The organism is Ruegeria sp. BHSB196, assembly GCF_059613135.1.
On the sequence record NZ_JBXWRY010000004.1, the window covers coordinates 115,944 to 140,495 of the forward strand.

At 63.1% G+C, this 24,552-nt stretch carries 25 protein-coding genes; 15 read left to right on the forward strand and 10 right to left on the reverse strand.

What is annotated here, in order from left to right; genetic code table 11:
- The first annotated feature begins 103 nt into the window (after window positions 1-103).
- From AC2FNJ_RS04595 to AC2FNJ_RS04605, 3 genes are read left to right on the forward strand one after another with little or no spacing between them, the layout of a single operon-like run.
- On the forward strand, window positions 104-853 hold the full coding sequence (locus AC2FNJ_RS04595) for an SDR family oxidoreductase (RefSeq protein ID WP_496762787.1): 750 nt from the start codon (window positions 104-106) through the stop codon (window positions 851-853).
- On the forward strand, window positions 850-1,458 hold the full coding sequence (locus AC2FNJ_RS04600; RefSeq protein ID WP_496762788.1) for an enoyl-CoA hydratase/isomerase family protein: 609 nt from the start codon (window positions 850-852) through the stop codon (window positions 1,456-1,458). The genes AC2FNJ_RS04595 and AC2FNJ_RS04600 overlap by 4 nt, the downstream gene beginning before the upstream one ends.
- Window positions 1,455-2,195 (forward strand): VOC family protein, encoded by a 741-nt coding sequence (locus AC2FNJ_RS04605; protein ID WP_496762790.1) that lies wholly within the window; start codon window positions 1,455-1,457, stop codon window positions 2,193-2,195. Before AC2FNJ_RS04600 ends, AC2FNJ_RS04605 begins: the two co-directional genes overlap by 4 nt.
- Here AC2FNJ_RS04605 and AC2FNJ_RS04610 read toward each other — a convergent pair.
- Window positions 2,192-2,482, reverse strand: coding sequence for an HNH endonuclease (locus AC2FNJ_RS04610; protein ID WP_496762792.1), 291 nt, complete (start codon window positions 2,480-2,482; stop codon window positions 2,192-2,194). The two genes, AC2FNJ_RS04605 and AC2FNJ_RS04610, sit on opposite strands and share 4 nt — an antisense overlap.
- Window positions 2,483-2,550: 68 nt before the next feature.
- On the opposite strand from AC2FNJ_RS04610, the gene AC2FNJ_RS04615 reads away from it, so the two are divergent.
- Entirely contained in the window at window positions 2,551-3,768 is a 1,218-nt protein-coding gene (locus AC2FNJ_RS04615; protein WP_496762793.1) for a TIGR03862 family flavoprotein, read from the forward strand.
- Here the strand turns inward: AC2FNJ_RS04615 and AC2FNJ_RS04620 are convergent.
- From AC2FNJ_RS04620 to AC2FNJ_RS04640, 5 genes are all read right to left on the reverse strand, one after another.
- Entirely contained in the window at window positions 3,735-4,331 is a 597-nt protein-coding gene (locus AC2FNJ_RS04620) for a glutathione S-transferase family protein (protein WP_496762795.1), read from the reverse strand. The genes AC2FNJ_RS04615 and AC2FNJ_RS04620 overlap by 34 nt on opposite strands.
- An 83-nt stretch (window positions 4,332-4,414) precedes the next feature.
- On the reverse strand, window positions 4,415-5,443 hold the full coding sequence (gene holA / locus AC2FNJ_RS04625) for a DNA polymerase III subunit delta (protein ID WP_496762796.1): 1,029 nt from the start codon (window positions 5,441-5,443) through the stop codon (window positions 4,415-4,417).
- Window positions 5,440-5,931: an LPS assembly lipoprotein LptE gene (lptE, locus tag AC2FNJ_RS04630; RefSeq protein ID WP_496762798.1), complete on the reverse strand. Its 492-nt coding sequence runs from the start codon at window positions 5,929-5,931 to the stop codon at window positions 5,440-5,442. Before lptE ends, holA begins: the two co-directional genes overlap by 4 nt.
- Entirely contained in the window at window positions 5,918-8,455 is a 2,538-nt protein-coding gene (gene leuS, locus AC2FNJ_RS04635; protein WP_496762800.1) for a leucine--tRNA ligase, read from the reverse strand. Before leuS ends, lptE begins: the two co-directional genes overlap by 14 nt.
- Before the next feature lie 72 nt (window positions 8,456-8,527).
- A complete protein-coding gene (locus AC2FNJ_RS04640; RefSeq protein ID WP_496762802.1) occupies window positions 8,528-9,034 on the reverse strand; it encodes a DUF3576 domain-containing protein in 507 nt (168 codons plus the stop codon).
- A gap of 267 nt (window positions 9,035-9,301) precedes the next feature.
- On the opposite strand from AC2FNJ_RS04640, the gene AC2FNJ_RS04645 reads away from it, so the two are divergent.
- Both AC2FNJ_RS04645 and AC2FNJ_RS04650 read left to right on the forward strand, forming a co-directional pair.
- The gene (locus tag AC2FNJ_RS04645) at window positions 9,302-10,324 is read left to right on the forward strand and encodes a porin (RefSeq protein WP_496762804.1); all 1,023 of its coding nucleotides are present in this window, start codon (window positions 9,302-9,304) and stop codon (window positions 10,322-10,324) included.
- A 109-nt stretch (window positions 10,325-10,433) separates the two neighbouring features.
- On the forward strand, window positions 10,434-11,093 hold the full coding sequence (locus AC2FNJ_RS04650; RefSeq protein ID WP_496762806.1) for a YggS family pyridoxal phosphate-dependent enzyme: 660 nt from the start codon (window positions 10,434-10,436) through the stop codon (window positions 11,091-11,093).
- Here AC2FNJ_RS04650 and AC2FNJ_RS04655 read toward each other — a convergent pair.
- Entirely contained in the window at window positions 11,077-11,577 is a 501-nt protein-coding gene (locus AC2FNJ_RS04655; RefSeq protein WP_496762808.1) for a L,D-transpeptidase family protein, read from the reverse strand. The genes AC2FNJ_RS04650 and AC2FNJ_RS04655 overlap by 17 nt on opposite strands.
- Complete coding sequence (gene ribA / locus AC2FNJ_RS04660; protein WP_496762809.1) at window positions 11,574-12,668, reverse strand: GTP cyclohydrolase II; 1,095 nt, start codon at window positions 12,666-12,668, stop codon at window positions 11,574-11,576. Before ribA ends, AC2FNJ_RS04655 begins: the two co-directional genes overlap by 4 nt.
- A 161-nt stretch (window positions 12,669-12,829) precedes the next feature.
- Here ribA and AC2FNJ_RS04665 point away from each other — a divergent pair, with 161 nt between their 5' ends.
- The 5 genes from AC2FNJ_RS04665 (at window position 12,830) to AC2FNJ_RS04685 (ending at window position 16,428) form a co-directional block, all read left to right on the forward strand.
- Window positions 12,830-13,516 carry a response regulator transcription factor gene (locus AC2FNJ_RS04665; RefSeq protein ID WP_496762811.1) on the forward strand — a complete coding sequence of 229 codons (687 nt, stop codon included), beginning with the start codon at window positions 12,830-12,832 and terminating at the stop codon, window positions 13,514-13,516.
- Window positions 13,517-13,785: 269 nt separating this feature from the next.
- Window positions 13,786-14,574: an exodeoxyribonuclease III gene (locus AC2FNJ_RS04670; protein ID WP_496762813.1), complete on the forward strand. Its 789-nt coding sequence runs from the start codon at window positions 13,786-13,788 to the stop codon at window positions 14,572-14,574.
- A gap of 85 nt (window positions 14,575-14,659) precedes the next feature.
- Window positions 14,660-15,577 carry a thioredoxin gene (gene trxA, locus AC2FNJ_RS04675; protein WP_496762814.1) on the forward strand — a complete coding sequence of 306 codons (918 nt, stop codon included), beginning with the start codon at window positions 14,660-14,662 and terminating at the stop codon, window positions 15,575-15,577.
- Window positions 15,578-15,604: 27 nt separating this feature from the next.
- Window positions 15,605-16,246, forward strand: a complete 642-nt coding sequence (locus AC2FNJ_RS04680) for an LON peptidase substrate-binding domain-containing protein (protein ID WP_496762815.1) — start codon at window positions 15,605-15,607, stop codon at window positions 16,244-16,246.
- Entirely contained in the window at window positions 16,243-16,428 is a 186-nt protein-coding gene (locus AC2FNJ_RS04685; RefSeq protein ID WP_496762817.1) for a Trm112 family protein, read from the forward strand. Before AC2FNJ_RS04680 ends, AC2FNJ_RS04685 begins: the two co-directional genes overlap by 4 nt.
- Before the next feature lie 9 nt (window positions 16,429-16,437).
- On the opposite strand, the gene AC2FNJ_RS04690 is transcribed toward AC2FNJ_RS04685, so the two are convergent.
- Window positions 16,438-17,664 (reverse strand): FAD-dependent monooxygenase, encoded by a 1,227-nt coding sequence (locus tag AC2FNJ_RS04690; RefSeq protein WP_496762819.1) that lies wholly within the window; start codon window positions 17,662-17,664, stop codon window positions 16,438-16,440.
- A gap of 82 nt (window positions 17,665-17,746) precedes the next feature.
- Here AC2FNJ_RS04690 and AC2FNJ_RS04695 point away from each other — a divergent pair, with 82 nt between their 5' ends.
- The 4 genes from AC2FNJ_RS04695 to AC2FNJ_RS04710 all read left to right on the forward strand — a co-directional run bounded on the left by AC2FNJ_RS04695 (window position 17,747) and on the right by AC2FNJ_RS04710 (window position 23,934).
- Window positions 17,747-19,075 carry an amidase gene (locus tag AC2FNJ_RS04695; RefSeq protein ID WP_496762821.1) on the forward strand — a complete coding sequence of 443 codons (1,329 nt, stop codon included), beginning with the start codon at window positions 17,747-17,749 and terminating at the stop codon, window positions 19,073-19,075.
- Window positions 19,076-19,180: 105 nt separating this feature from the next.
- Window positions 19,181-20,362, forward strand: coding sequence for an aminotransferase class I/II-fold pyridoxal phosphate-dependent enzyme (locus tag AC2FNJ_RS04700; RefSeq protein ID WP_496762823.1), 1,182 nt, complete (start codon window positions 19,181-19,183; stop codon window positions 20,360-20,362).
- A gap of 15 nt (window positions 20,363-20,377) precedes the next feature.
- Window positions 20,378-23,296: a DNA translocase FtsK gene (locus tag AC2FNJ_RS04705; RefSeq protein ID WP_496762825.1), complete on the forward strand. Its 2,919-nt coding sequence runs from the start codon at window positions 20,378-20,380 to the stop codon at window positions 23,294-23,296.
- A 41-nt stretch (window positions 23,297-23,337) separates the two neighbouring features.
- Window positions 23,338-23,934, forward strand: a complete 597-nt coding sequence (locus tag AC2FNJ_RS04710; RefSeq protein ID WP_496762826.1) for a LolA family protein — start codon at window positions 23,338-23,340, stop codon at window positions 23,932-23,934.
- Window positions 23,935-23,955: 21 nt separating this feature from the next.
- Here AC2FNJ_RS04710 and AC2FNJ_RS04715 read toward each other — a convergent pair whose 3' ends face one another.
- Complete coding sequence (locus tag AC2FNJ_RS04715; protein WP_496762828.1) at window positions 23,956-24,537, reverse strand: transglycosylase SLT domain-containing protein; 582 nt, start codon at window positions 24,535-24,537, stop codon at window positions 23,956-23,958.
- Window positions 24,538-24,552: the final 15 nt, after the last annotated feature.

Below are 24,552 nucleotides of genomic sequence, written 5' to 3' on the forward strand. Positions count from 1 at the left end.
TCGTCGGGGTTGTAGGGGCGGGCGTCAAGGGGGCAAGGGCTGGACCCGTTCCCCCTTTGCGGGCTACGACTTGGAGCAAGTCGAGACAGCAAGGGACATCTCCATGGATATGCAGGGCAAAACCGTATTGATCACCGGCGCGAGCCGCGGAATCGGGGCCGAAGCCGGGCGCGTTTTTGCCGCAGCGGGCGCCAACGTGGCGTTGGTGGCGCGCAGCCGCGACAAGATCGAGGCGCTTGCCGCCGCGCTCGGCGACAACGCCTTGGCCCTGGCTTGCGATGTCGGCGACTTTGCACAGGTGGAACAGGCCGTCGCCGATTGCGTGGCACGCTTCGGCGGGCTGGACGTTCTGATCGGCAATGCAGGTGTGATCGAACCGATCTTCCACCTGTCGCGCGCCGATCCCGCCGCCTGGGGCCGCGCCATCGACATCAACCTCAAGGGTGTCTTTTATGGGATGCGGGCGGCGTTGCCGGTCATGCGGGCCGCGGGCGGCGGCACGGTCCTGACGGTTTCTTCCGGCGCGGCGCACAACGCCGTCGAGGCGTGGAGCCATTATTGCGCTTCCAAGGCAGGGGCGGCGATGCTGACCAAATGCCTGCATCTGGAGGAGCGACACCACGGGATCAGGGCCATGGGCCTGTCGCCCGGAACCGTCGCGACGCAGATGCAGAAGGAGATCAAGGCCAGCGGCATCAATCCGGTCAGTCAACTGGATTGGGAGGTTCACATTCCGGCCGACTGGCCCGCGCGCGCGCTGTTATGGATGTGCTCGGAAGATGCCGACGAATTTGTCGGAACGGAAATCTCTCTGCGCGGCGAGGACATTCGCAAGCGGGTCGGGCTGACATGATCGATCTGACCAAGGAGGACGGCCTTTGGGTCGTCACGCTCAACCGACCCAACAAGGCCAATTCCTTGACCGAGGCGATGCTGACCCAGCTTGCCGACATCGCCGAGGCGGCGGTGGACGCCAAGGCCCTGATCCTGACGGGCAAGGGCAAGGTGTTCAGCGCCGGGGCCGATCTGGACGAGGCGCGGTCCGGACTCGCGACGTCAGATGTCTGGGAAAGGTTGTCCGGCGCCATCGCTGCCCTGCCCTGCCTGACCGTGGCGGCGCTGAACGGTACGCTGGCCGGTGGGGCGAACGGCATGGTGCTGGCCTGCGACCTGCGGATCGCCGTGCCCGAGGCCAGGTTCTTCTACCCGGTGATGAAGCTCGGCTTTCTGCCCCAGCCCTCGGATCCCGAACGCATGGCGGCCCTGATCGGACCCGCGCGCACCAAGCTGATTCTGATGGCCGGCCAGAAGATCACCGCCGAGGAAGCCTATCAGTTCGGGTTGGTCGACCGGATCGTGGCGCCGGAGATATTGATGGAAACGGCGCGCGCACTGACCGCGGATTGCGTGGCCGCAAAACCGGAAATCGCGGCGGGTATCGCCGGTTTGTGCAGATGAGGCTATCGGGCCTTCGTCTGCGAGCCGCGGATCCGTCAGCGCTTGCGCGGTTCTATGCGGAGGCGTTCGGCATGACCGCCCGCCGCGAAGACAATGCCTGGCGGGTGGGTTTTGAAGGCGGTCGCGATGCGGATCTGGTCTTTAAACCTGGCGGCGGCGGTTACGCGCACGACCGCGGCCAGCGATACTGGAAGATCGGCATCACAGTGCCGGACGTGGATCGTGCCGCCCTGCACCTCGAAGCTCTGGGTGTGGCCGTCAGCCCGCCGCACCAGTTTCTGGACATCGGCTACATGTGCCACCTGAACGATCCCGAAGGCTTCGTGATCGAACTGCTGCAGCACGATTTTGAGGGCAATCGGCCGGAAACCAAGCCCGCCCCCTCCAACCCGTTTGCCAATGCCTGCATCGGCCAGATCACTCTGCGCACGGGTGACATTCTGGCCGAGGAACGGGTCTGCAAGTCTCTGGGAATGCGGCTCTTGTCGCTTCAGGAAGTCGCCCCGCGCGGCTTTGACCTGCACTTCTATGCTTTCACTGACGAATATCCGCCGAACCCCGACCCGTGGTCGGTGGAGAATCGGGAATGGCTGTGGAAAAGGCCCTATACCACACTCGAGTTCCAGCACATTGCAAAGGCGTCCTTCGCGCCCGTTCCCGACTATCTGGGGCTCGAGATCGAGGGGTTGCCTGCGGCCACGCAGGACGCATTCGGAACCCCCCTGTTACCAGCCTAGCGCGGGCGGCGTTTTCCGGGCACCTTGGAGCGAAACCCGGGCGGCCGTTTCAGCACCCATCGCCGAAACTTCTCCAGACGCGGATGATTGCGCAACGCCTCGATCGAGCTGAAATCGCGGGCCAGCTCGGCCTCGGTCAGGGTTGCGTGGATTTCCTTGTGGCAGATCTGGTGCAACAGAACCGTCGGCCCGCCCTTGCCTCCTTTGAGTTTTGGGACCAGATGGTGCAGGCTGCCGTTCCCTTCGGGGATCGGGCGGTCACACAGTGGGCAGATGGGATCGGTCATGGCCAGTTCCGTTGGATGCCTGGCCAGAAGACTTCGCCGTTCCGGGCGGCGGTTGCAAGGGATGAGGGATGGCACGCGCAGCAGTGATCGGTGCAGGTCCGGCGGGCTTGATGGCGGCCGAGGAACTGGCGAGGGCCGGCCATGCGGTGGTCGTAGCCGAGGCCAAGCCCACAGTCGCGCGCAAGTTTCTGATGGCCGGCAAGTCGGGTCTGAACCTGACCAGAAACGAACCTTTCGAGCGGTTCATGCACTCCTATGACGAAGCCGCGGACTGGCTGCGCCCGATGATCGCGGATTTTGACGCGCAGGCCGTGATGAGCTGGGCGCAGGGCCTGGACCAGAAGCTGTTCACCGGCTCCACGGGCCGGGTTTTTCCGGTCGTCATGAAGGCGTCGCCACTGCTTCGCGCCTGGCTGCACCGTCTTGAAGCATTGGGTGTCCAGATCCGGACCCACCATCGCTGGAATGGGTGGGATGGTGCCGATCTGTCCTTTGATACGCCCGGAGGGCGCGAGACCTGGGCCGTCGATGCGACTGTCCTGGCGCTGGGCGGCGCAAGCTGGTCGCGGTTGGGATCGGATGGGGCATGGGCGCAGATACTGGCCGGGCGCGGCATTGCCGTTTCGGAATTTGCCCCGGCGAATGCCGGACTTTCGGTGGTCTGGTCGCCACACATGCGGCCGCATTTCGGCGCGCCGCTCAAGGGCGTGGCGCTGTCGGCCGGGAACACGACGACACGGGGCGAAGCGGTCATCTCGGAACGCGGGCTTGAAGGCGGCGGCATCTATGCCATCTGCAAGCCCGTCCGGCAGGGATCGCCCTTGCATGTCGATCTGTTGCCGGATCTGACAATGGACGAAATCGCAAGCCGCCTGGCAAGGCCGCGCGGCAAGGCCAGTCTGTCGAATCACCTACGCAAGACACTGAAACTGGGGCCGGTTCGCATGGCCCTTCTGATGGAGTTCGGCCGTCCCTTGCCGGACGGTGCGGATCTTGCGCGCCGGATCAAGGCGCTGCCGATTGCCCATGCGGGTCTTCGCCCGATGGACGAGGCGATTTCGACTGCCGGTGGGGTTGCAAGGTCCGAATTGGACGACTCCCTTATGCTGAAGGCACTGCCGGGTGTCTTCTGCGCCGGAGAGATGCTGGACTGGGAAGCGCCGACCGGAGGGTATCTGTTGACCGGATGTCTGGCGACCGGGCGCTGGGCCGGACGGTCGGCCGCAGATTGGTTGCATCAATGCCGTGGCCGTCAATCCGCCGTCGCCAAAGCGCCCATGCGCTGAAACGCGGGCCGTTGGCGCATTTCGCGCGCGTAGGCGCGCAGGACATCCGAGTTCATGGGAAAATCGGCACCGCGCGCCCAGTTCATGCAGTGAACGCAAAGAATGTCGGCAATCGTCATTGTCCCGCCTTGCAGAAACGGCCCCTCGAACCGGTCGCCCAGACGCCGAAGATTGCGGTCGAACTCCCATTTCGCCGATTCCACGATCTCGGGCACGCGCCTGTCTTCGGGCAGCACGAACATGTGCTTGGCCGCGGTCCAGAGCACCGCGTCAAACTCATCGAGAAGTGCGAAGAACGACGCATCCTGCTGGGCCCGATCCGTCGTTCCTGCCGGATAGGTGAAGGCGCCGTGCTTGTCGGCCAGATAGGTCATGATCGCGCTGCTGTCAGAAATCACCGCGTCGCCGTCCTCCAGAACCGGGATCTTGCCCGATACATTCAGTGCAAGAACCTGGGGGTCGTGCGGCCCGACATCAACAAAGTCGTAGGGCTGCCCCAACTCTTCCAGCAGCCAAAGCACGCGCGATGCCCGGCTTTTGACGCGTCCGTAAACCTTGTACATTCAGCAGCCCCCGAGAATTGCCTCTGCCCTACACCATGGCTGACGGCGCATTGCCGTCAAGCGCAACGCCCCGTCAGCGCCCGTCAGCGTGATCGCGCAAGCATGGCCAGGCGGATCATCGCCCGTTCCACCAGCGCCATGGCCGGAGCGGTCTGACCGGCCGAGCGCAGCGCGAGATCGGTGTCCGTCAGAATCGTCAGCGCGGTTTCAAGTTTCTGTGCACCCCATCCTTGCGCCTGACGGATCAGCCGGTCGCGGCGTTTGCCGAATACCGGTGGGCGCAGTCGGCCGATCCCCTGCGCGGCGCCTTTGGGGTCCGAGGCGCAGGTATAGAGCGCCCTGAAATGGCGCGTTGCACCGATGCAAAGGCTCACGGCATTCGTTCCCTGCGCCTGCAGACGACGCATCAGCGGGCCGATTTCAGCTGCGTTTCCCTCGGCAACAACATTCAAAACGTCATCCAACGCGGCCTCGGTCGAACTTGGCGCGCAGGCGGCGATGTCATCCAAGGTCAACGCGCTGTTGTCTCCATATTTGTACAGCGCCAGCTTTTCCACCGTCTGCGCAAAGTCTCCGGGCCCCAGATTCGCGGCCAGACCCACCAGCGCCGACATGGATTCCTGCGGCAGATCGGTCAGGCCGGCGCGCCTCAGCGTGCCTTCGATCTCGGACCGGGTCGGCGGATCGTCATAGATGCCCACCGCATAGGCGTTGGGATGGGATTCGAATGCCTTGCGTATCTTGGAACTGGCTTTCAATTGCCCGCCCGTGACGACAATCTGCGCGTCACCCGGCGACCATTCCCCGAGCGCGGTCAGGACCGGCTGCGCCACCGCGTCGGATGCGTCATCGACAAGCACAGCGCGTTGCCCCGGAAAAAACCCCACCGCCTTGACCGCATCCAGAAGCACGGCCGGATCACTTCGCAATTCGGTGCCGGGGATCCGTGTCAGGCGCATTTCCTCTTCGGCGTTCGGTCCCAGAAGGGCCGCGATCACCTGCTGCCGCTTCAGGGCAACCCGCATGGCGTCCGCGCCGTAGATCAGCACCCCGGTCTTGTTCACATCCGGCTTGGCGAAATAGCCCTCGGCCTCGCGCGCGTTCAGCTTCATGCCGGCGCGCCCAGCGTCGCATAGAGCTGGTTGGTCACCTGATCGGCCAGCATGTCCATCAACCGCCGGCGCGCATCCCGTTCCGAAGCCAGCGTGTCCACGGTTGAACCTGACGCGGAATAGCTCACGAAATTGTTCACCGTCCCCGAGGCCAGCACCGCGCCGGACTCGGTGCCGCTCAGGGAATAGTTCACGCGGCCGACGATGCTGTACCGGGTGGTTTCGTTGGTTGCGGTGATCGCCTCGCCTTGAACGGCGGTCGAGACATTGACGTTCAGCGCATATGCGCCGCCGGACGCCGCGCTGCGACCGAGCCTTTGTTCCAGATTCTCAACCAGCAGAAAGGAGTTCACGTCGCTGGGCGCGGAAACCACGGTCCGCCCATAGAGTTCCGAGCCGCTGCCGCCCGGCGCATAGACCGGTTGGAACCCGCAGGCCGCAAGTGCCAGCGGGACCATCAGCAGGGATCTTCGGTCAAACAACGACATTCACGATCCGGCCCGGTACGACGATCACCTTCTTTGGTGCGGCGCCATTCAGCGCCCGCTTCACAGCTTCGGTGCTGAGCGCGATTCTTTCAACCTCGGCCTTTTCCAGATCCTTGGCAACGCTGATCTCGGCGCGGCGCTTGCCGTTGATCTGGATCGGCATCGTGATCGTGTCATCGACCAGCATGGCTTCGTCGGCAACCGGCCAGGGCGCTGTCGCGACCAACCCCTCACCGCCCAGCATGTGCCAGATCTCCTCGCTCAAATGCGGGGTCATCGGCGACATGAGCTGTGCAAGCGTCCTGGCCGCCTTAGTCTTGGCCCGTGTCCCGGCCCCGGATTTCGAAAGGGTGTTCGTAAAGGCGTACAACCGGGCGATCGACGCGTTGAACCCGAAGGATTCGATGCCGACGGTCACATCGTGGATTGTTTTGTGCATCTCGCGCAGCAACACCGAATCCTCGTCATTCGGGGCAACGTCGGACTCCGCGATCTCCGAGGCGATGCGATAGACGCGGCTCAGGTGCTTGTGTGCGGCTTCGGCCCCGGCGGCGGTCCATTCCACGTCGCGCTCGGGCGGTGAGTCGGACAGTACGAACCAACGCGCGGTATCCGCGCCGAAGGCCGAGATGATCGGCACCGGATCGACCACGTTCTTCTTGGATTTCGACATCTTGGCCGAGGGGATGACTTCGACAGGTTCGCCAGTGGCCTTCAGCTTACCGTCCTCGACATCCTCGGGGAGGTGATAGACCGGTCGGCCCTTTTCGTCGCGGGTCTGATAGATCTCGTGCGTCACCATGCCCTGGGTGAACAGGGCATCGAACGGTTCGATGGCCTTTTGGGGCAAATGCCCGGTGATGTGCATCGCGCGCGCGAAGAACCGCGAGTAAAGCAGGTGCAGAATCGCGTGTTCGATGCCGCCGATATACTGATCGACGTTCATCCAGTACTCGGCCTCGGCCAGATCGGTGGGCGTTTTGGCGTGCGGCGCGGTGAAGCGCGCGAAATACCACGACGAATCGACGAAGGTGTCCATCGTGTCGGTTTCGCGCTTGGCCGGTTTGCCGCAGGACGGGCAGGCACAGTCGCGCCACGTCGGGTGACGGTCCAGCGGGTTGCCCGGTTTGTCGAAGGTGACATCGTCGGGCAGGCGGATCGGCAGGTTTTCTTTCTTTTCAGGCACCACGCCGCAATCATCGCAATGCACGACCGGGATCGGACAGCCCCAGTAGCGCTGGCGCGACAGGCCCCAGTCGCGCAGACGGTACTTGGTGACGCCCTTGCCCCAGCCGGCCTTCTCGGCAAAGTCGATCGTGGCGTCGATGGCTTCCTGGCCGGTGGCCTCGGTCAGCCCGGCGAAGTGGTTGACCCAGCGCACCATTTGTTCCTTGGGCGGTACGAAGGCGGTGTTTTCCACCGGCGTGTCGTCATCCAATGCAAAGAAGGTGTCGATCACCGGCAGGTCGTACTTGCGGCAGAAATCCAGATCGCGCTGGTCATGCGCGGGGCAGGCAAAGATCGCGCCGGTGCCGTAATCCATCAGGATGAAATTGGCGATCCAGACCGGCAGTTCCAAATTGGGGTCGAGCGGGTGCTTGACCCTGATCCCAGTGTCAAAGCCCAGTTTCTCGGCGGTCTCGATGGCCTCTTCCGTCGTCCCGCCCTTGCGGCATTCCGCAACGAATTCAGCGACTTCCGAACGCTCTGCCTCAAGTTGTCTGGCAATGGGGTGGTCCGGCGAAATGCCGACAAAGGACGCCCCCATCAGCGTGTCCGGCCGCGTGGTATAGACGGCGATCGGATCGCCGCCATCCGTGCGCGCGAAGGAAAACTCCAGCCCACGCGATTTGCCGATCCAGTTCTCCTGCATCAGTCGAACCTTGGCAGGCCAGTTGTCCAGCGTGTCGAGCGCGTCGAGGAGTTCTTCCGAGAAGTCGCTGATCTTGAAGAACCATTGCGTCAGTTCGCGCCGCTCGACTTCGGCCCCTGACCTCCAGCCCTTGCCGTCGATCACCTGTTCGTTGGCCAGAACCGTCATGTCCACCGGATCCCAATTGACCACGGCATTCTTGCGATAGACCAGACCGGCATCGAGCATGTCGAGGAAAAGCGCCTGCTGCTGTCCGTAGTATTCGGGATCGCAGGTGGCGAATTCGCGGGACCAGTCGATGGAAAGCCCCAAAGGCTTCATCTGCCCGCGCATGTCGTCGATGTTCTTGTAGGTCCACTCTTTCGGGTGTCCACCGATGGCCATCGCGGCGTTTTCCGCAGGCATTCCGAAGGCGTCCCAACCCATCGGGTGCAACACGTTGTGGCCGGTTGCCAGCCTGTGGCGCGCGATCACGTCGCCCATCGTGTAGTTGCGCACATGCCCCATGTGGATGCGGCCCGAAGGGTAGGGGAACATCTCGAGCACGTAGTATTTCGGTTTGTCCGCCGTTCGGGTGGCGGTGAAGATCCCGGCGTTGCTCCAGGCTTCTTGCCATTTTGCTTCGATTTCGTTGGCAGAGTAGCGCGACATCGTGCGGTCCTTCATGAATGAAAACGCCGGGCGGAAACCCGGCGTGGTGATAGAGCGAATTGGCGCGGGTTTCTAGAGTTTGTCGTCGGCAATTCTTAGCTGACGGGCGCGTGACAGAATTGCATCTTCGACGGCGCGCGCGGTGGCCGGGCTCACCGATCCGCCGCCATTGGTCTGCAGAGCCACGGACAAGGAACGCGCGTCAAGCGCCGGATCCTTGATGTGCACCGTCGCGCGATACGAGCGTCCGCCGCCCGGCGGACGGCCGTAGCCGGTGACGATCACGCCGGTAAACGGGTCCACGGACTGGACGGGCAGAAAGCTCAGAACATCCAGCGAGGCGGCCCAGAGGTATTTGTTCACATTGCCGGCCTGCTCGGATCGGTCAGGTCCGAAAACGTCCCAAATTGACGATCTTTCATAGGCTTGCGGCGCACTTTCTCGGTTGTTCGCGATGACGCCGCCGTCATTCGGCGGGGCGTCCGCGATGCTGATTCCACCGCCGCGCGTGCCACACGCGGCCAAGCCAAAGCCGAGGCCAAGAAGCAGGGTGATCTTGAGTGTTTTTGCGAACGTCATCCGAGGCTCCGGCCAAGCAGTGCGTGCAGAAGTCCTACAAAAGCGCGCCGATATGGGCAAGTCCGTATAAGGTGCCGGAATTGCGAAGGCGCGGCGGGTATTCAACCGGGTGAATGTCAGTGTGGCAAAGCTGCACCATCCAAAACGACTTTGGCGGCTCGTGGCGTCCGGCCCTTGCCAAAACGGGTGCGAAAGAGCGAAACCCCTGTCCATACCCACGCCGGATTCTCCGGTTTGGGCGTATGATTGAAAACCGAGGGAAACAAGATGAAAAAAGTTCTCTTCGCAACGACTGCGCTGATCGCTACCGCAAGCGTCGCAGCAGCAGACGTTCGCCTGAGCGGCTATGGCCGTTTCGGCTTGGACTACAATGACGCCAACGGCACCAACTCGAACGGTGTTTCGTCGACCACCATCACCAGCCGTCTGCGTCTGCAGGTGGACATGTCGGCCGAGACCGACGGCGGTGTCGGCTTTGACGCTCGTTTCCGTGCCCAGGCAGAAAGCCGTGACAACGCGCCGGGCGGCGCAATGTTCAACGGTGCGCGTTTCGGCGTGTTCTATGAAGGCCTGCGTGTGAACGTCGGCAACATCATCGGCGCGGTTGAAAACATGCCCGGCCTGTACCTCGAAACCCGCACCGCAGGTGTTGGTATCGACGGCGCCGGCTTCTACTCGGTCGTTGCAAACGTCAACGACGAGTTCTTCAACTGGGACGCATATTCGTCGGCAGGCACCGGCTCGAACGGTGTTGAAGCACTCTACACCGCTGGCGGCTTCGTGGGTCACATCTCGTACTCCAAGCGTAACGACAGCAACAATGGCGCAACTGCAAACGCAGCACCGGGCGCACCGGCCCGCGCAGCCATCATGCTGAGCTACAACTGGAACGACTGGACCTTCGCTGGTGCCTATCAGGACAGCGACTTCCTGTGGGAAGACAAAGGCGTTGTTGCAGTCGCTTATGACGGCGGCAACTGGGGTGCACGCGTTGCATATGCCGACAACGACGGCATCGGCAAGTGGGGCATCTACGGTAACGTCGACATCGGCGCCGCTTCGAACCTGCTGGCCTTCGTCACCGACGAAGACGCAGTTTCGGCAGCCGACGTTGCAGCCGGCCGTGGCGACAACCGTGACGGTGTTGCGGGCTCGAACGAAAACGAAGGCACCACCTACGGTCTGCACTACTCGTACGACTTGGGCGGCGGCGTTTCGTTCGAAACCGGCTGGCGCCGTGCGTCGAACGACAACGACACCTTCCAGGCTGGTGTGTACTTCAGCTTCTAAGCTGTACACCGCTTGACGGTATCGAATGTGGGCAGGTCTTCGGACCTGCCCTTTTCATTTGCGCCAACATGGTGTTTTTCTGCCCGCAAAGCGCAGATCGAGGAATTCCATGTCGCTGCAAGACATCACCGCCCGAATTTCCAAAGCCGAAGCGGAGGCTGGCCGCCCGAGCGGTTCGGTCAAGCTGATCGCCGTTTCCAAGCTTCAACCCGATGACCGCGTCGAGGAGGTTCTGAAGCTCGGCCATCGCTGCTTTGGCGAAAACCGCGTTCAGGAGGCTGCGGGCAAGTGGCCGGGCTTTTTCGAGCGATATGACGGGATCGATCTGCACCTGATCGGCCCATTGCAGACCAACAAGGCGCGGCAAGCTATGGAATTGTGCCATGCGATCCATTCGCTCGACCGGCCCAAACTGGCCAAGACCATCGCGCGCCTGGCGCAAGAGCTTGGCAAATGCCCGGATCTGTTCATCCAGATCAACACCGGCGAAGAACCGCAAAAGGCGGGCGTGATGCCGGCCGAAGCGGATGCGTTCATTGCCGAGTGCCTGGCCATGGACCTGCCGGTTCACGGGCTGATGTGCATTCCGCCTGTCGATGAGGAGCCGTCGCTGCATTTTGCTTTGCTGGCAAAGATCGCCGCACGGAACGGGTTGAACGGATTGTCGATGGGCATGAGCGGCGATTTCGAATCCGCGATTGCGCTTGGGGCAACCCATGTGCGCGTCGGGTCGGCCATCTTTGGCGAGCGGGTCAGACCGGTGGGATGATCAGGCGGGTGCCGGGGCCGATCCGTTCCGCGATCCAGCGCAGGTGATCGCGGCGGAACGCGACGCAGCCCTCGGTCGGAAACCGCGGCCGCCGCCATTGGTGCACGAAGACGGCCGACCCGCGGCCCGGTACCGCGCTTGGCCAGTTCCAATCGGTGATCAGCACCAGATCATACAGCGGGTCGGGGCGACGAAGCTGTTCGTGGCCGTACGGGTGCGGGGCTTGAACCAATTGATTGTAAAGCGGATCACGCACATCGTCCGACCAGAGATCGCGCGGCCCTATGGGTCGCGCCCAGCGCGCAGGGCGCGTCATGCGATCCGCGCGGTACAGCATGGCGGTGATCCGGTGCGTGCCGGCGGGCGTCGCCCCGTCACCCTCGCGCTTGTCGCGGCTCACGCCGCCCCGACCGATGGCACAGGGGAAGACATAGCCGCGAAACCGGGCGCCTTTCGGACACAAGACCAGATCGAAGGGCGTCACAGCAGATGGCCGGACTTTGTGGCCTTGGTCGCAAGGTACCCACGATTGTGCGCGGTCTCACCGACCTTGAGGGGCACACGCTCGGTCACGGCTATACCCGTCCGCTCCATCATGGCGATCTTGGCCGGGTTGTTGGTGAGCAGCCGGACCGATTTGAAGCCCAGCGACCGCAGGATGTCCGAGCCAAGGCGAAAGTCCCGCTCGTCATCCTCGAAGCCGAGCCGGTGATTGGCTTCGACGGTATCAAACCCCTGATCCTGAAGGAAGTAGGCGCGCATCTTGTTGGCCAGCCCGATTCCGCGCCCTTCCTGATTGAGATACAGCAGGACACCCGCGCCTTCGGCACCCATCTGCGCAAGGGCGCCGCGCAATTGCGGGCCGCAGTCGCATTTCAGGCTGCCCATCAGATCGCCGGTGAAACACGCCGAGTGCAGGCGGGCCAGAACCGGCTTCTCGCGGTCGGGTCGCCCGATCTCAACTGCGTAATGCTCTTCGCCGCCGTCATCGGGGCGGAAAACGTGCAGACGCCCGGCCTCGGACACCTCCATCGGAAGCCGGGCCGCGACGACCTCGCGCAGTGGGCTGCGATCCGCGATGTGCGGCGCAGCCTGGGCGTGATCGATGCGGGTCAGACCGTGCGACCGGGCAAATGTTGCGCCATCCTCGATCGGCAAGACCACCGCTGCGGGAAGCAGGCGGGCGGACTTGGCCAGGGCAATCGCCATGCGGTGCAGGCTGGCATTTCCTTGCCGCTCGCTGATTAGTGGGCCTTTCATGGGGGTATTCAGGTCGTCCGACGGGTCGGCCACGGCCTGCACCCAGGACATTTCGGCATCCGCCGGGATGACCACCCGGGCCAGATCGCCGTCATAGGCCCGCGCCTTGAGCGTTTCGGCCCGCCGATCCGTGATGGCCACGACCGGCACGCCGCCGAGCGCCCGCAGGTCGGCCAGCCTTTGGACGCCGAGCGTTTCCGCCGCCAGCGCCAATGCGCCATGCCCTGCATCGTCGGTCAACACGACCGGCAATCCCATACGCAGATCGGCCCGCGCGCGGGCCAGCAATTCGGTTATGTCCGGAAAGAGACTCATGCGCTTTCACCTGAAATATCCTGCGCTTTACCTATTCCCTCCGGACTCAAAAGTGAAACATTTACCGAGCGACGGACACGAGGGCGTGAGAGATTTGCAGCAAATCTTGCGAACAGACTGCGGCGCGCTCAAGTGATCAAAAAGCCAAGGAGGACTGGGATATGGCTCAGCTCAAGAAAATCCTGCTTGTGGATGACGACGAGGATCTGCGCGAGGCGCTCAGCGAACAACTCGTCATGACCGAGGATTTCGATGTATTCGAAGCTGCCGACGGGCAGGGTGCGCTGGAGCGGGCCAAGGAGGCGATTTATGACCTTGTCATCCTCGATGTGGGGCTGCCGGATACCGATGGGCGCGAACTCTGCCGCCTGATGCGCAAGCAGGGGGTCAAGAGCCCGATCATCATGCTGACCGGCCATGACAGCGACGCTGACACGATCCTGGGTCTGGATGCCGGCGCCAACGACTATGTGACCAAGCCTTTCAAGTTTCCGGTGTTGCTGGCACGCATCCGCGCGCAACTGCGCCAGCACGAGCAATCCGAAGACGCGATCTTTGTCCTTGGCCCCTACACGTTCAAGCCGGCGATGAAGATGCTGATCACCGAGGACGACCGCAAGATTCGCCTCACCGAGAAGGAAACCAACATTCTCAAGTTCCTGTATCGCTCGACCGAGGGCGTGGTGCCGCGCGACGTGCTGCTGCACGAAGTGTGGGGCTACAACGCGGGCGTCACCACCCACACGCTGGAGACCCACATCTATCGCCTGCGCCAGAAAATCGAACCCGACCCCTCCAATGCGCGCCTTTTGGTCACAGAGTCGGGTGGATATCGGCTTGTGTCTTGACTGGGCATGGATTGACCTGGATCAAAGTGATACCTTGGGCGCAACTTTAGATTTCAAGCAACCCGCGCATGTCCGGGTCATGACATGCACCTCCCTGTTGGACTGACCCCGGCTTAACGCCGGGGCCTTTTTTTGCCATACAGTCCCCGAGGCCGGGACAAGCTAAAAAAGATCGGTCAGATACCCTGCAATGGACCGCCGATTGCGGTAGCGCAGCGGCAGGCGGCACGCTAGTTTGCCGCGACCGACAACGAGGAGCGTCCCGGCCCATGCCCTTTACCCTTGCCACATGGAACATCAACTCGATCCGTCTGCGCGAATCCATCGTCTTGAAATTGCTTCAGGAAGAAGCACCGGATGTCCTGTGCCTGCAGGAGTGCAAGTCTCCGGTCGAGAAGATTCCGACGGAGAGCTTTTCGGAACTGGGCTACACGCACCTGATCGCGCGGGGGCAAAAGGGATACAACGGCGTCGCCATCCTGTCGCGCCTGCCGATCGAAGATCTGGGCGACAAGGATTTCGCCGGGCTGGGTCACGCGCGTCATGTCGCTGGACGGCTGGAAAACGGGGTGACGATCCACAATTTCTACGTTCCGGCCGGAGGGGACGTTCCCGATCGAACGGTGAACGAGAAATTCGGCCAGAAACTCGACTATCTGACCGAAATGCGCGACTGGTTCCGGTCCGAAAGGCCGGAAAAGGCGATCCTGGTCGGTGATCTGAACATCGCCCCGCGCGAAGACGACGTTTGGTCGCACAAGCAATTGCTCAAGATCGTGTCCCACACGCCCATCGAGGTCGAGCATCTCGGCCAGACGCAGGAAGCGGGACGCTGGGTCGACATCACGCGTCAGGACATTCCCCAAGGGCTGCTCTACAGTTGGTGGTCCTACCGCGCACGGGACTGGGACGCGGCGGACAAGGGGCGGCGGCTGGATCATGTGTGGGCCACGCCTGATGTTTCGAATGCCGGCCATTCCAGCCGCATTCTGCGCGACGCCCGCGGTTGGGATAAGCCCAGCGATCACGCGCCGGTCTTTGCGACTTTCGATTTGTGAGAAAACAGCGCGCGCAACTCTGCTCTTGGTTTCCGCCTCGGGCAGTTGCATATAGGGGCGAGGTTCGAACCGGAGAGTTGTTGCCATGGACATTCTGAACGGCGCAGGCGCGCCCACAGCCACCGATCTGATCAAGGATGGGACCGAGGCGACCTTTATGGCCGATGTGGTCGAGGCATCGCAGGAAACGCCGGTCATCGTCGATTTCTGGGCGCCCTGGTGCGGCCCGTGCAAGACGCTCGGCCCGATGCTGGAAGAGGCCGTGAAAGCCGCCAAAGGGGCGGTGAAGATGGTCAAGATCAACGTCGATGAATCGCAAATGATCGCCGCGCAGTTGCGCATCCAGTCGATTCCCACCGTCTATGCGTTTCACAAGGGGCAGCCGGTCGATGGGTTCCAGGGGGCGGTGCCCGGGTCCGAGATCAAGGCATTCGTTGATCGGGTGATCGAGGCCGCGGGCGGGCAAAGCCCGGGTGGCCAGTTGGACGATGCGGTTCAGGCCGCCGAAGAGATGTTGGCCCAGGGGGCGGCAGTGGATGCGGCACAGACATTTGCGGCCATCCTGGGCGAAGATCCGAAACACGCTGCCGCCTATGGTGGCCTCGTGCGCGCGCACATCGCGCTGGGCGACCTGGATCAGGCCGAAGCCGTGCTGAATGGTGCGCCGGCGGAAATCTCGCATTCGGCGGAACTGGAGGCGGCCCACGCCCAGTTGCAGCTGGCCCGTCAGGCAGCCGATGCCGGTCCAGTGGCGGATCTGACGGCCGCGGTTGAAGCCGACCCAGACAACCACCAGGCGCGGTTCGATCTGGCACAGGCGCTGCACGCAAACGGCAATGTCGAGGCCGCTGTGGAGCAACTGCTGGAACTGTTCCGCCGGGATCGGGAATGGAACGACGGCGCCGCAAAAACGCAGCTGTTCACCATTTTCGACGCTCTCAAACCCAACGATCCGGTGGTTCTGAACGGGCGACGAAAGCTCAGTTCGATGATATTTGCCTAAAGCCCGATCAGGGCTACACTCCGATACATGATGCACCCCGCCGACCTGCCGGACACGGTGTCCGTATTCCCATTGCCCGGCGCGCTCTTGTTGCCGCGGGCCCGGTTGCCGCTGCACATTTTCGAGCCGCGTTATCTCCAGATGCTGGACGATGCTCTCAAGACCTCCGAGCGGTTGATCGGAATGGTGCAGCCGAATCCGTGCCAGAGCAACGGAAGCAAGTTGCACATGATCGGGTGCGCAGGGCGCGTGACGCAGTTTTCGGAAACCGAAGACGGGCGCTATCTGATCACCCTGACCGGCATATCCAGGTTCCGGATCAAGGCAGAGCTAGATGGTTTTACGCCCTATCGTCGCTGCGCGGTGTCCTGGGATGGGTTCGAGCGGGATCTCGGTCGTCCCGAGGATGATGGGGGGTTTGACCGCTCGCGATTTCTGCGCTTGCTCGAAAGGTACTTTTCGGCCCGCCATCTGTCCACCGATTGGGACTCCCTGAAGGATGCGGATGACGAACTGCTGGTCAATTCCTTGTCCATGCTTCTGGATTTCGATCCGGAGGACAAACAGGCCCTGCTCGAGGCGCCTTGTCTTTCGACACGGCGTGAGACCTTGGTGACACTGATCGAATTCGCCTTGCGCGGCGGATCAAGCGAGGAAACCCTGCAATGACGGATACCCAAATCGGATTCGACCGCCACATGCTCGAGGCGCTGATCTGTCCGCAGACGCATACGACACTTGAATACGATTCCGAGCGGCAGGAACTGGTGTCCAAGGCTGCCGGCCTCGCCTTTCCGATCCGGGACGGCATTCCCGTGATGCTGGTGGACGAAGCGCGGGCGTTGGAGTGAGGGGCCGGACTAGATCGCGCGCCCCTGCAACAGTTTGGGCAGGTCGCCGGTAAGGCCCGCAGCCTCGCGCACGAAACCACGGCGCAGGCTAGGGACGGATCCCACGATTCCCATCCCAATGTCGCGACCCAGGCGCAGGATTGGATTGTCGTTTGAAAACAGTTTGTTGAAAAAATCCGTAGCCAAAGCCAGCGTGGCTGTGTCGAACCGGCGCCATTCCTGATACCGCTCAAGCACGGGTGTCGAGCCGATATCTTCGCCACGCCGCCCGGCCAGCGTCAGCACCTCGGCCAATGCGCCGACGTCGCGCAACCCCGCGTTCAGACCCTGACCTGCGATCGGGTGCATCCCATGCGCCGCGTCGCCCACCAGCGCCAATCGATCCCCGATGAAAGAGTTGGCGATGGTCAGGTTCAGGGGATAGGTGAACCGGTCGCCCTCAAGCTTGATATCGCCGAGGAAATCGCCGAAGCGCGGGCGCAGAACCTGGATGTATTCCGCCTCGGGCATGGCGTTGATGCGATGTGCCATCTCGGTCCGCTCGCTCCAGACAATCGAGCTGCGGTTGCCTGTCAGTGGCAGGATCGCCAGCGGTCCCGGCGGCATGAAGAACTGGTGGGCGATGCCGTTGTGCGGCAGGTCATGCGCAATGGCGCAAACCAGGGCCGTCTGGCCATAGTCCCATCCGGTGCGTTTGATGCCGGCCCTTTCGGCCGTTCCGCTGCGGCGGCCGTCGCACCCCACCAGCAGGTCGGCTTGCAGCCGCTGACCGTCATCCAAAGTCACGGTCGCGCCGTGCGGTCCGGTTTCCTGTCCTACTACGGATTCCCCACTGATCCGGGTGATATTCGGGACTTGCGAAACCGCATCCAGAAAGGCCCGGCGCAGGTGGCGGTCTTCGACCATGTACCCCATCGGGCCTTCTTCGATTTCCGCGTGATCGAAATGCATGAAAAAGGGCGACGGGCCTGCGCCCGCATGGCCGTCCGTCACCTTGATTTCGAGCATCGGCTGCGCATGCTCGTCAACGTGGTCCCAGACACCGATGGCCCCGAGCAGCCTCTGCGAGGCCAGGGCCAGCGCATAGGCGCGCCCATCGAACCTTGCGTTTCGTCGCACGTTCTCGGCCAGTGCGTCGATCAGCGTGACCGAATGACCGGTCTGCGCCAGCGCCAGTCCGAGGGCCGGGCCGTTCAGGCCGCCACCGATGATCAGGATTTCCGCGTGCTTTTCCATGAGCTGCAATATGCTGCCTCAATCGGGATTGTCCATGGGCCGTCCTGTCGCTACCGTCGCCACGGCGCAAAGGGAGGGTGCGATGCAGGACTGGCTGACGATGACGGCAAGCGACCTGGGCCGCGGAATCGCGCGGGGCGAAATCGACCCTGTGGAACTGACCGAAACATGTCTGACGGCCATCGACGCCCATCCCCATCGCGACCGCATCTATGCCCGCGTCACCCATGACCGCGCCCGCGCCGAGGCACACGCTGCCCGGGAGCGCGCCCGCCTGGGCTTGCGGCGCTCTCTGCTCGACGGGGTTCCGATCAGCTGGAAAGACCTTTTTGACACAGCCGGAATTGGCACCGAGTCCGGCTCGGCCTTGCTGAAGGGACGTGTGCCCGAGTCGGACGCCGCCGTCCTGTGCCATGCAACCGCGCAGGGCGCCGTCTGTCTTGGCAAGACGCATATGAGCGAACTTGCCTTTTCCGGTCTTGGGCTGAACCCGGTCACGGCGACGCCACCCTGCATCCACGATGAGACCGCGGTGCCGGGCGGATCGTCATCGGGGGCGGCGGCCTCGGTCGCCTGGGGCCTCGCGGCCGGTGCCATCGGGTCTGACACGGGCGGTTCCGTCCGGATCCCGTCGGCCTGGAACGATCTCGTCGGGCTCAAGACCACGCCGGGGCGCCTCAGCCTGGAAGGCGTGGTCCCGCTTTGCCTGAAGTTCGACACCGTGGGTCCGCTTGCCCGTTCGGTCGAGGACGCGGCGCAGCTGCTGGCGCTGCTGGAAGGAGGCTCGCCTGCCGATTTGCGGGGCGCGACGTTGAAGGGGCGCAGATTCGCGGCCCTGCAAACCGTGGCCCTTGACGACATCCGCGATGCTCCCGGCGCGGCCCATGAGCACGCCTTGACCCGCCTTTCCGCGGCAGGCGCGGAAATCGTGCCTCTGGCGGTCCCCGAACTGGCCGAGGCGATGGCCCTGTCGGGTGTTCTGTACACGACCGAAGCGTACGGTTTGTGGCGCGACGTCATCGAAGCCAGCCCCGAGGTCATGTTTCCTGAGATCCTGGAGCGGTTTCGGGCTGGAAAGAACTTTTCTGGCCCCGACTACGTCGCCGCCTGGGCCAAGCTGGAAAACTGTCGCGCCGCCTGGGACGCGGCGACGTCCGGATTCGATGCGGTCCTTGCGCCCACCGCGCCGATCACGCCGCCCAATCTGGAGCGGCTGATGAACGATCATGACTACTATGTCACCAACAATCTTCTGGCGTTGCGGAACACGCGGATTGCGAACCTAATGGGGTTGGCCGCGCTCACCTTGCCCACCGGAAATCCGGGGTGCGGGCTGATGATGATGGGCCATCCGCACTCGGAAGAGGCGCTGTTGCGGCTGGGTGCGGCCGCCGAATCGGCTCTGGCCTGAATGCCACAATCCCCTGTTTGCACACCGCTTTGTCTGGACGCACAGGGGTGCCGCCTGTAACTTGAGCCAAAACGGGGCGCAACGATCCCGTATTGAGGCAGTCAGATGGATTTTCCCGAGCGGTTTTCGAACCTACCGGCCTATGCATTCCCGCGTCTTCGCGCCTTGCTCGACCATCACGAGCCGGGCGGCGATGTCGTGCATATGACCATTGGCGAGCCGAAGCATGCGTTTCCCGAATGGGTCGCGGATGTGATCATGGAGAATGTGGCTGGGTTTCAGGGCTATCCGAACAACGACGGCACGCCCGAACTCCGCGCCGCGATCACCGACTGGATACAACGCCGCTATGGTGTCGCGCTGGACCCCGAAACCAATGTGATGGCCCTGAACGGCACGCGCGAAGGGCTGTACAACGCCGCCATGGCGCTTTGTCCCGAGCAGAAAAACGGGCGCAAACCGGTCGTCCTGTGCCCGAATCCGTTCTATCAGGTCTATATGGTCGCTTCGATTTCGGTCGGCGCCGAGCCGGTTTTCGTTCCGGCCACCGCCGCGACCGGGCACCTGCCGGACTATGCCGGTCTGCCCGACGAAGTGCTGAACCGAGCCGCCGTGGCTTATATCTGTTCGCCCGCAAATCCGCAGGGCGCGGTGGCTTCGCGCGCGTATTGGGCTGACCTGATCCGGCTGGCCGAACGGTACGATTTCCGGATCTTCGCCGACGAGTGCTATTCCGAAATCTACCGGTCCGAGGCGCCGACCGGCGTTCTGACCGTGGCCCGCGAACTGGGCGCGGATCCTGAACGAATCACCTTGTTCAATTCCTTGTCCAAGCGGTCGAATCTGGCGGGCCTGCGTTCGGGGCTGATAGCGGGAGGGCCGGAAACGATCAAACGGGTCAAACAGTTGCGCGCCTATTCCGGTGCACCGCTGCCGTCACCGCTGCAGGCCGCTGCGGCAAGGGTCTGGGCCGATGAAGCGCATGTCGAGGAGAACCGGGCGCTTTACCAGGACAAGTACCGCATCGCGGACGAGGTATTTGCCGGTGTTCAGGGATACATGCCGCCCGAGGCCGGGTTCTTCCTGTGGCTGCCGGTGGACGATGGCGAGCAGGCCGCCATGAAACTCTGGCGGGAAACCGGCGTTCGAGTATTGCCGGGCGCCTATCTGGCCCAGGGAAAGCCGGGTCAGAATCCGGGTGAGGGATTTATCAGGGTCGCGATGGTGGCCCCAAAAACAGAGGTGCAGCGGGGCCTGATCACGCTTCGCGACTGCATCTACAAGTAAGGTACGAGGGGTAGCATGGCATCATACAACACGCGTAGCCGCGATCCGTTGCTGGACAGCAAGATGCAGGCGGCGATCGAAAGGCGGGGCAAGGAGCTCATCGGGATCGCTTTGTTCCTGTTGGGGCTGGGCGCAGCCGCGATGATCGCGTCCTACACACCGGACGATCCGAATTGGATGGTTTCGACCGACGCTCCGGTTCAGAACTGGATGGGACGGCTGGGTGCTTCGATCGCCGCGCCGCTCTTCATGATCGTCGGGTGGGGCAGTTGGAGCGTTGCACTGGTGCTGATCGCATGGGGTATCAGGTTCGCGCTCCATGCGGGCGAAGAACGCGCCATCGCCCGCCTGATCTTTGCGCCGATCTGGATTGCCGTGGTTTCGGTCTATGCCGCGACCCTCGTTCCCGGCCCGGAGTGGCGGGCCACGCACAGCTTTGGGCTGGGCGGCCTGTTCGGCGACACTGTCATGGGCGCACTGCTGATCCTGTTGCCGATTTCGTCCCATGTCATGGTCAAGCTGATGTCGCTGGGCATGGCGGCGGGCATGCTGGCGTTGGGCGTCTTTGTTCTGGGTTTCACCATGGCCGATGTGAAGCGCGGGTTCCGCGCCTTCCTTCTGGGTCTGGTGATGACCTATGACGGTGTGATGACCTTGCTGGGCCGCGGTGCATCGGCCACGGCGCAAGCGGCGCGGGAGCGCCGGGCGCGTTGGACCGAGCACCGCATGGCCTCTCGCGCCATGGCGGCGGATGCCGCTGCCGCAGATGCGGCGACCTATGCCGATGACCTGATCGAAGAACCTGCCTTGGAAATGCCCCAGCCCGCGCAGGCGCCCAGAACCGGCCTGTTGGGCAGGATGCCGGGGCTGATCCGCCGACCGGAGCCCATGCCGCAGCCGGAGCTGGTTGAACCGGAACCCGTGACAGGATTCGACGACATGCCCGGTGACGACCGGATCCGTACAAAGATCGCGGCCGCCGTGCAAAGCCGCAAGGTCGCTGCCGGGATCGCCGCGCCCGAGCCCGATCCTGCCCGTCCCCTGACCAAGGGCCGCGGCCGTGGTCCCGAGCCGCTGATCCTGAACCCGCATCGCGGCGGCAATCTGCCGCCGGAGCCGCCCCTGACCGCGGCTGCCGGTCTGCCTCCAGAACCGCCCCTGACAGCGCGCGCATCGCAAGACGCTGCACCCGGAGCGGAGCATGGGCAGCTGCCAGACGCCGACTTTGAAACGGACTACGGCATCGAGCCTCTGATCGAAGAAGAGACAGCGCCGCGTGCCGATACCGCTCGGGTGCCGGTTCCGGTTGCCGAGCCGCGCAAGCCGGTTGTCGCCCAACCGGTGCGCCGAATGCCGCAACCCTCGCGCCGCGCGCAGGCCGAGGCGCAACCGGCCCTTTCTTTCGAGGATCAGCATTCGGATTTCGAACTGCCGCCGCTGAGCTTGCTGACCAACCCCTCGAACATCCAGCGCCATCACCTGAGCGACGAGGCGCTGGAGGAAAACGCGCGGATGCTTGAGAACGTGCTGGATGATTATGGCGTGAAGGGAGAGATCGTCAGCGTCCGCCCCGGCCCGGTTGTCACCATGTACGAACTGGAACCGGCGCCTGGCCTCAAGGCCAGCCGGGTGATCGGTCTGGCCGACGACATCGCGCGCTCGATGTCGGCCCTGTCGGCGCGGGTGTCCACCGTGCCGGGCCGGTCGGTCATCGGCATCGAACTGCCCAACGACAATCGTGAAATGGTGGTCCTGCGCGAAATTCTGGCCAGCCGCGATTTCGGCGACGGCAACCAAGCGCTGCCGCTCGCGCTGGGCAAGGATATCGGCGGTGAATCCGTGGTGGCCAACCTGGCAAAGATGCCGCACCTGCTGATTGCGGGGACAACCGGCTCGGGCAAGTCGGTGGCCATCAACACGATGATCCTGTCGCTCTTGTACAAGCTGACACCGGATGAATGCCGTCTGATCATGATCGACCCCAAGATGCTGGAACTTTCCGTCTATGACGGCATCCCGCACCTGCTGTCCCCCGTCGTGACCGACCCCAAAAAGGCGGTGGTCGCCCTGAAATGGGTCGTGGGCGAGATGGAGGACCGCTATCGCAAGATGTCCAAGATGGGTGTGCGCAACATCGCCGGGTACAATGGCCGGGTAAAGGACGCCCTGGCCAAGGGCGAGCTGTTCAGCCGCACGGTCCAGACCGGGTTCGACGACGAAACCGGAGAGCCGATCTTCGAGACCGAGGAATTCGAGCCCAAGGCCATGCCCTATATCGTCGTCATCGTTGACGAAATGGCCGACCTGATGATGGTCGCGGGCAAGGAGATCGAGGCCTGCATCCAGCGCCTGGCGCAGATGGCGCGGGCCTCGGGGATCCACCTGATCATGGCGACGCAGCGGCCCTCGGTCGATGTGATCACCGGGACCATCAAGGCCAACTTCCCCACCCGGATCTCGTTCCAGGTGACGTCGAAAGTGGACAGCCGCACCATCCTGGGCGAGATGGGGGCCGAGCAGCTTCTGGGCCAGGGCGACATGCTGTACATGGCGGGCGGCGCCAAGATCACCCGCTGTCACGGGCCATTCGTGTCGGATGAAGAGGTGGAAGAGGTCGTGAACCACCTCAAGCAGTTTGGCCCGCCGGACTATGTGGGCGGCGTGGTCGAAGGGCCGGATGAGGAAAAGGCCGACAATATCGACGCCGTTCTCGGCCTGAACACGGGCGGCAACACGGATGGCGAAGACGCGCTGTACGACACCGCCGTGGCCATCGTGATCAAGGATCGCAAATGCTCGACCTCGTACATCCAGCGGAAACTTGCCATCGGCTACAACAAGGCCGCGCGACTGGTGGAGCAGATGGAGGAAGAAGGCATCGTTTCGCCGGCCAACCACGTCGGAAAGCGCGAAATTCTGGTGCCCGAACAATAGGGGCATTCCCAAGCGGGGGCAGAGCGCCTATCTGAACTGGCATGAAACAAATCGTCCTTGCCATTGCGCTGTCTCTCGCCGCGCCTGCGGCCTGGGCGGCAGACAAACTGCCGCTGTCGCAGATCTCCAGCTACCTGAACGGGCTCGACACCGTTCAGACCACGTTTACGCAGGTCAACGATGACGGCTCGCTCAGTACCGGCAAGCTATGGTTGCAAAGGCCGGGGCGGATGCGGTTCGAATACGACCCGCCGAACCAGGCGGTGGTACTGGCCAAAAGCGGAACCGTGATCATCCACGATCCGAAGTCCAACCAACCGCCCGAGCAATATCCGCTGAGACGCACGCCGCTCTCGATCGTCCTGGCGCCGCGCGTGAATCTCGATCAGGCCAACATGGTTGTGGGTCACGATTTCGACGGAACGTCCACGATCGTGACGGCCCAGGATCCCCAGAACCCGGACTATGGCAAGATCGAGCTTATGTTCACCGCTGATCCCGTCGAACTGCGGAAGTGGGTCGTTCATGACAGCGCCGGAACGCGCACGACGGTGATCCTTGGGCCTCTGGCCAAGGGCGACAGCCTCAACCAGAACCTCTTCATCGACGGCGAGCCGGGCGTTTCGACCGACCGCTGAGACGCCCGGGTTTGGCGCGGATCAGAGTCGGCACGCCGCCAGTTGCTGGCGATAGAGTTCGGCGCGGTCATCCACATTGTCCGCGACCCGAAGCAGCCAGGACTTGGCATTGTAGCTGCCCCGTGCATATCCCGCATGGCCCTCGTGATAGGCCAGATACTGATTGCGGGTGTCCGTCGGGTGGATGCCGTTCTTTTCCCAACTCTTGTTCATGTACCAGCCGACGAAATCCGACGCGTCGCGGATGCGATCACGCTTGGCGCGGCGCTGGCCGGTTTCCTTCTGGTATTGTTCCCATGTCCCGTCGAGCGCCTGGCTGAAGCCATAGGCGCTGCTTTGTCGTCCCATCGGGATCACGCCCAGAACGAATTTGTGCGGGGTACGGGCGTCTGCCCGATACCGGCTTTCCTGATAGATCGTGGCCATCTGGACGTGGACCGGAACGCCCCACTTGCGTTCGGTCGTTTTGAAAGCCTTGATGTAGTCGGGGCGCTCGCGGGCTATGCTGCAGGCATCATCAAGGTTGCGCGGCGGAGTCTTGGACCCGCCGCTACAGGATGCCAGCATCAGCACCGCCAATAGCGCGCAAAGAGATCTGCTCATGTGCCTCTTGCCTTT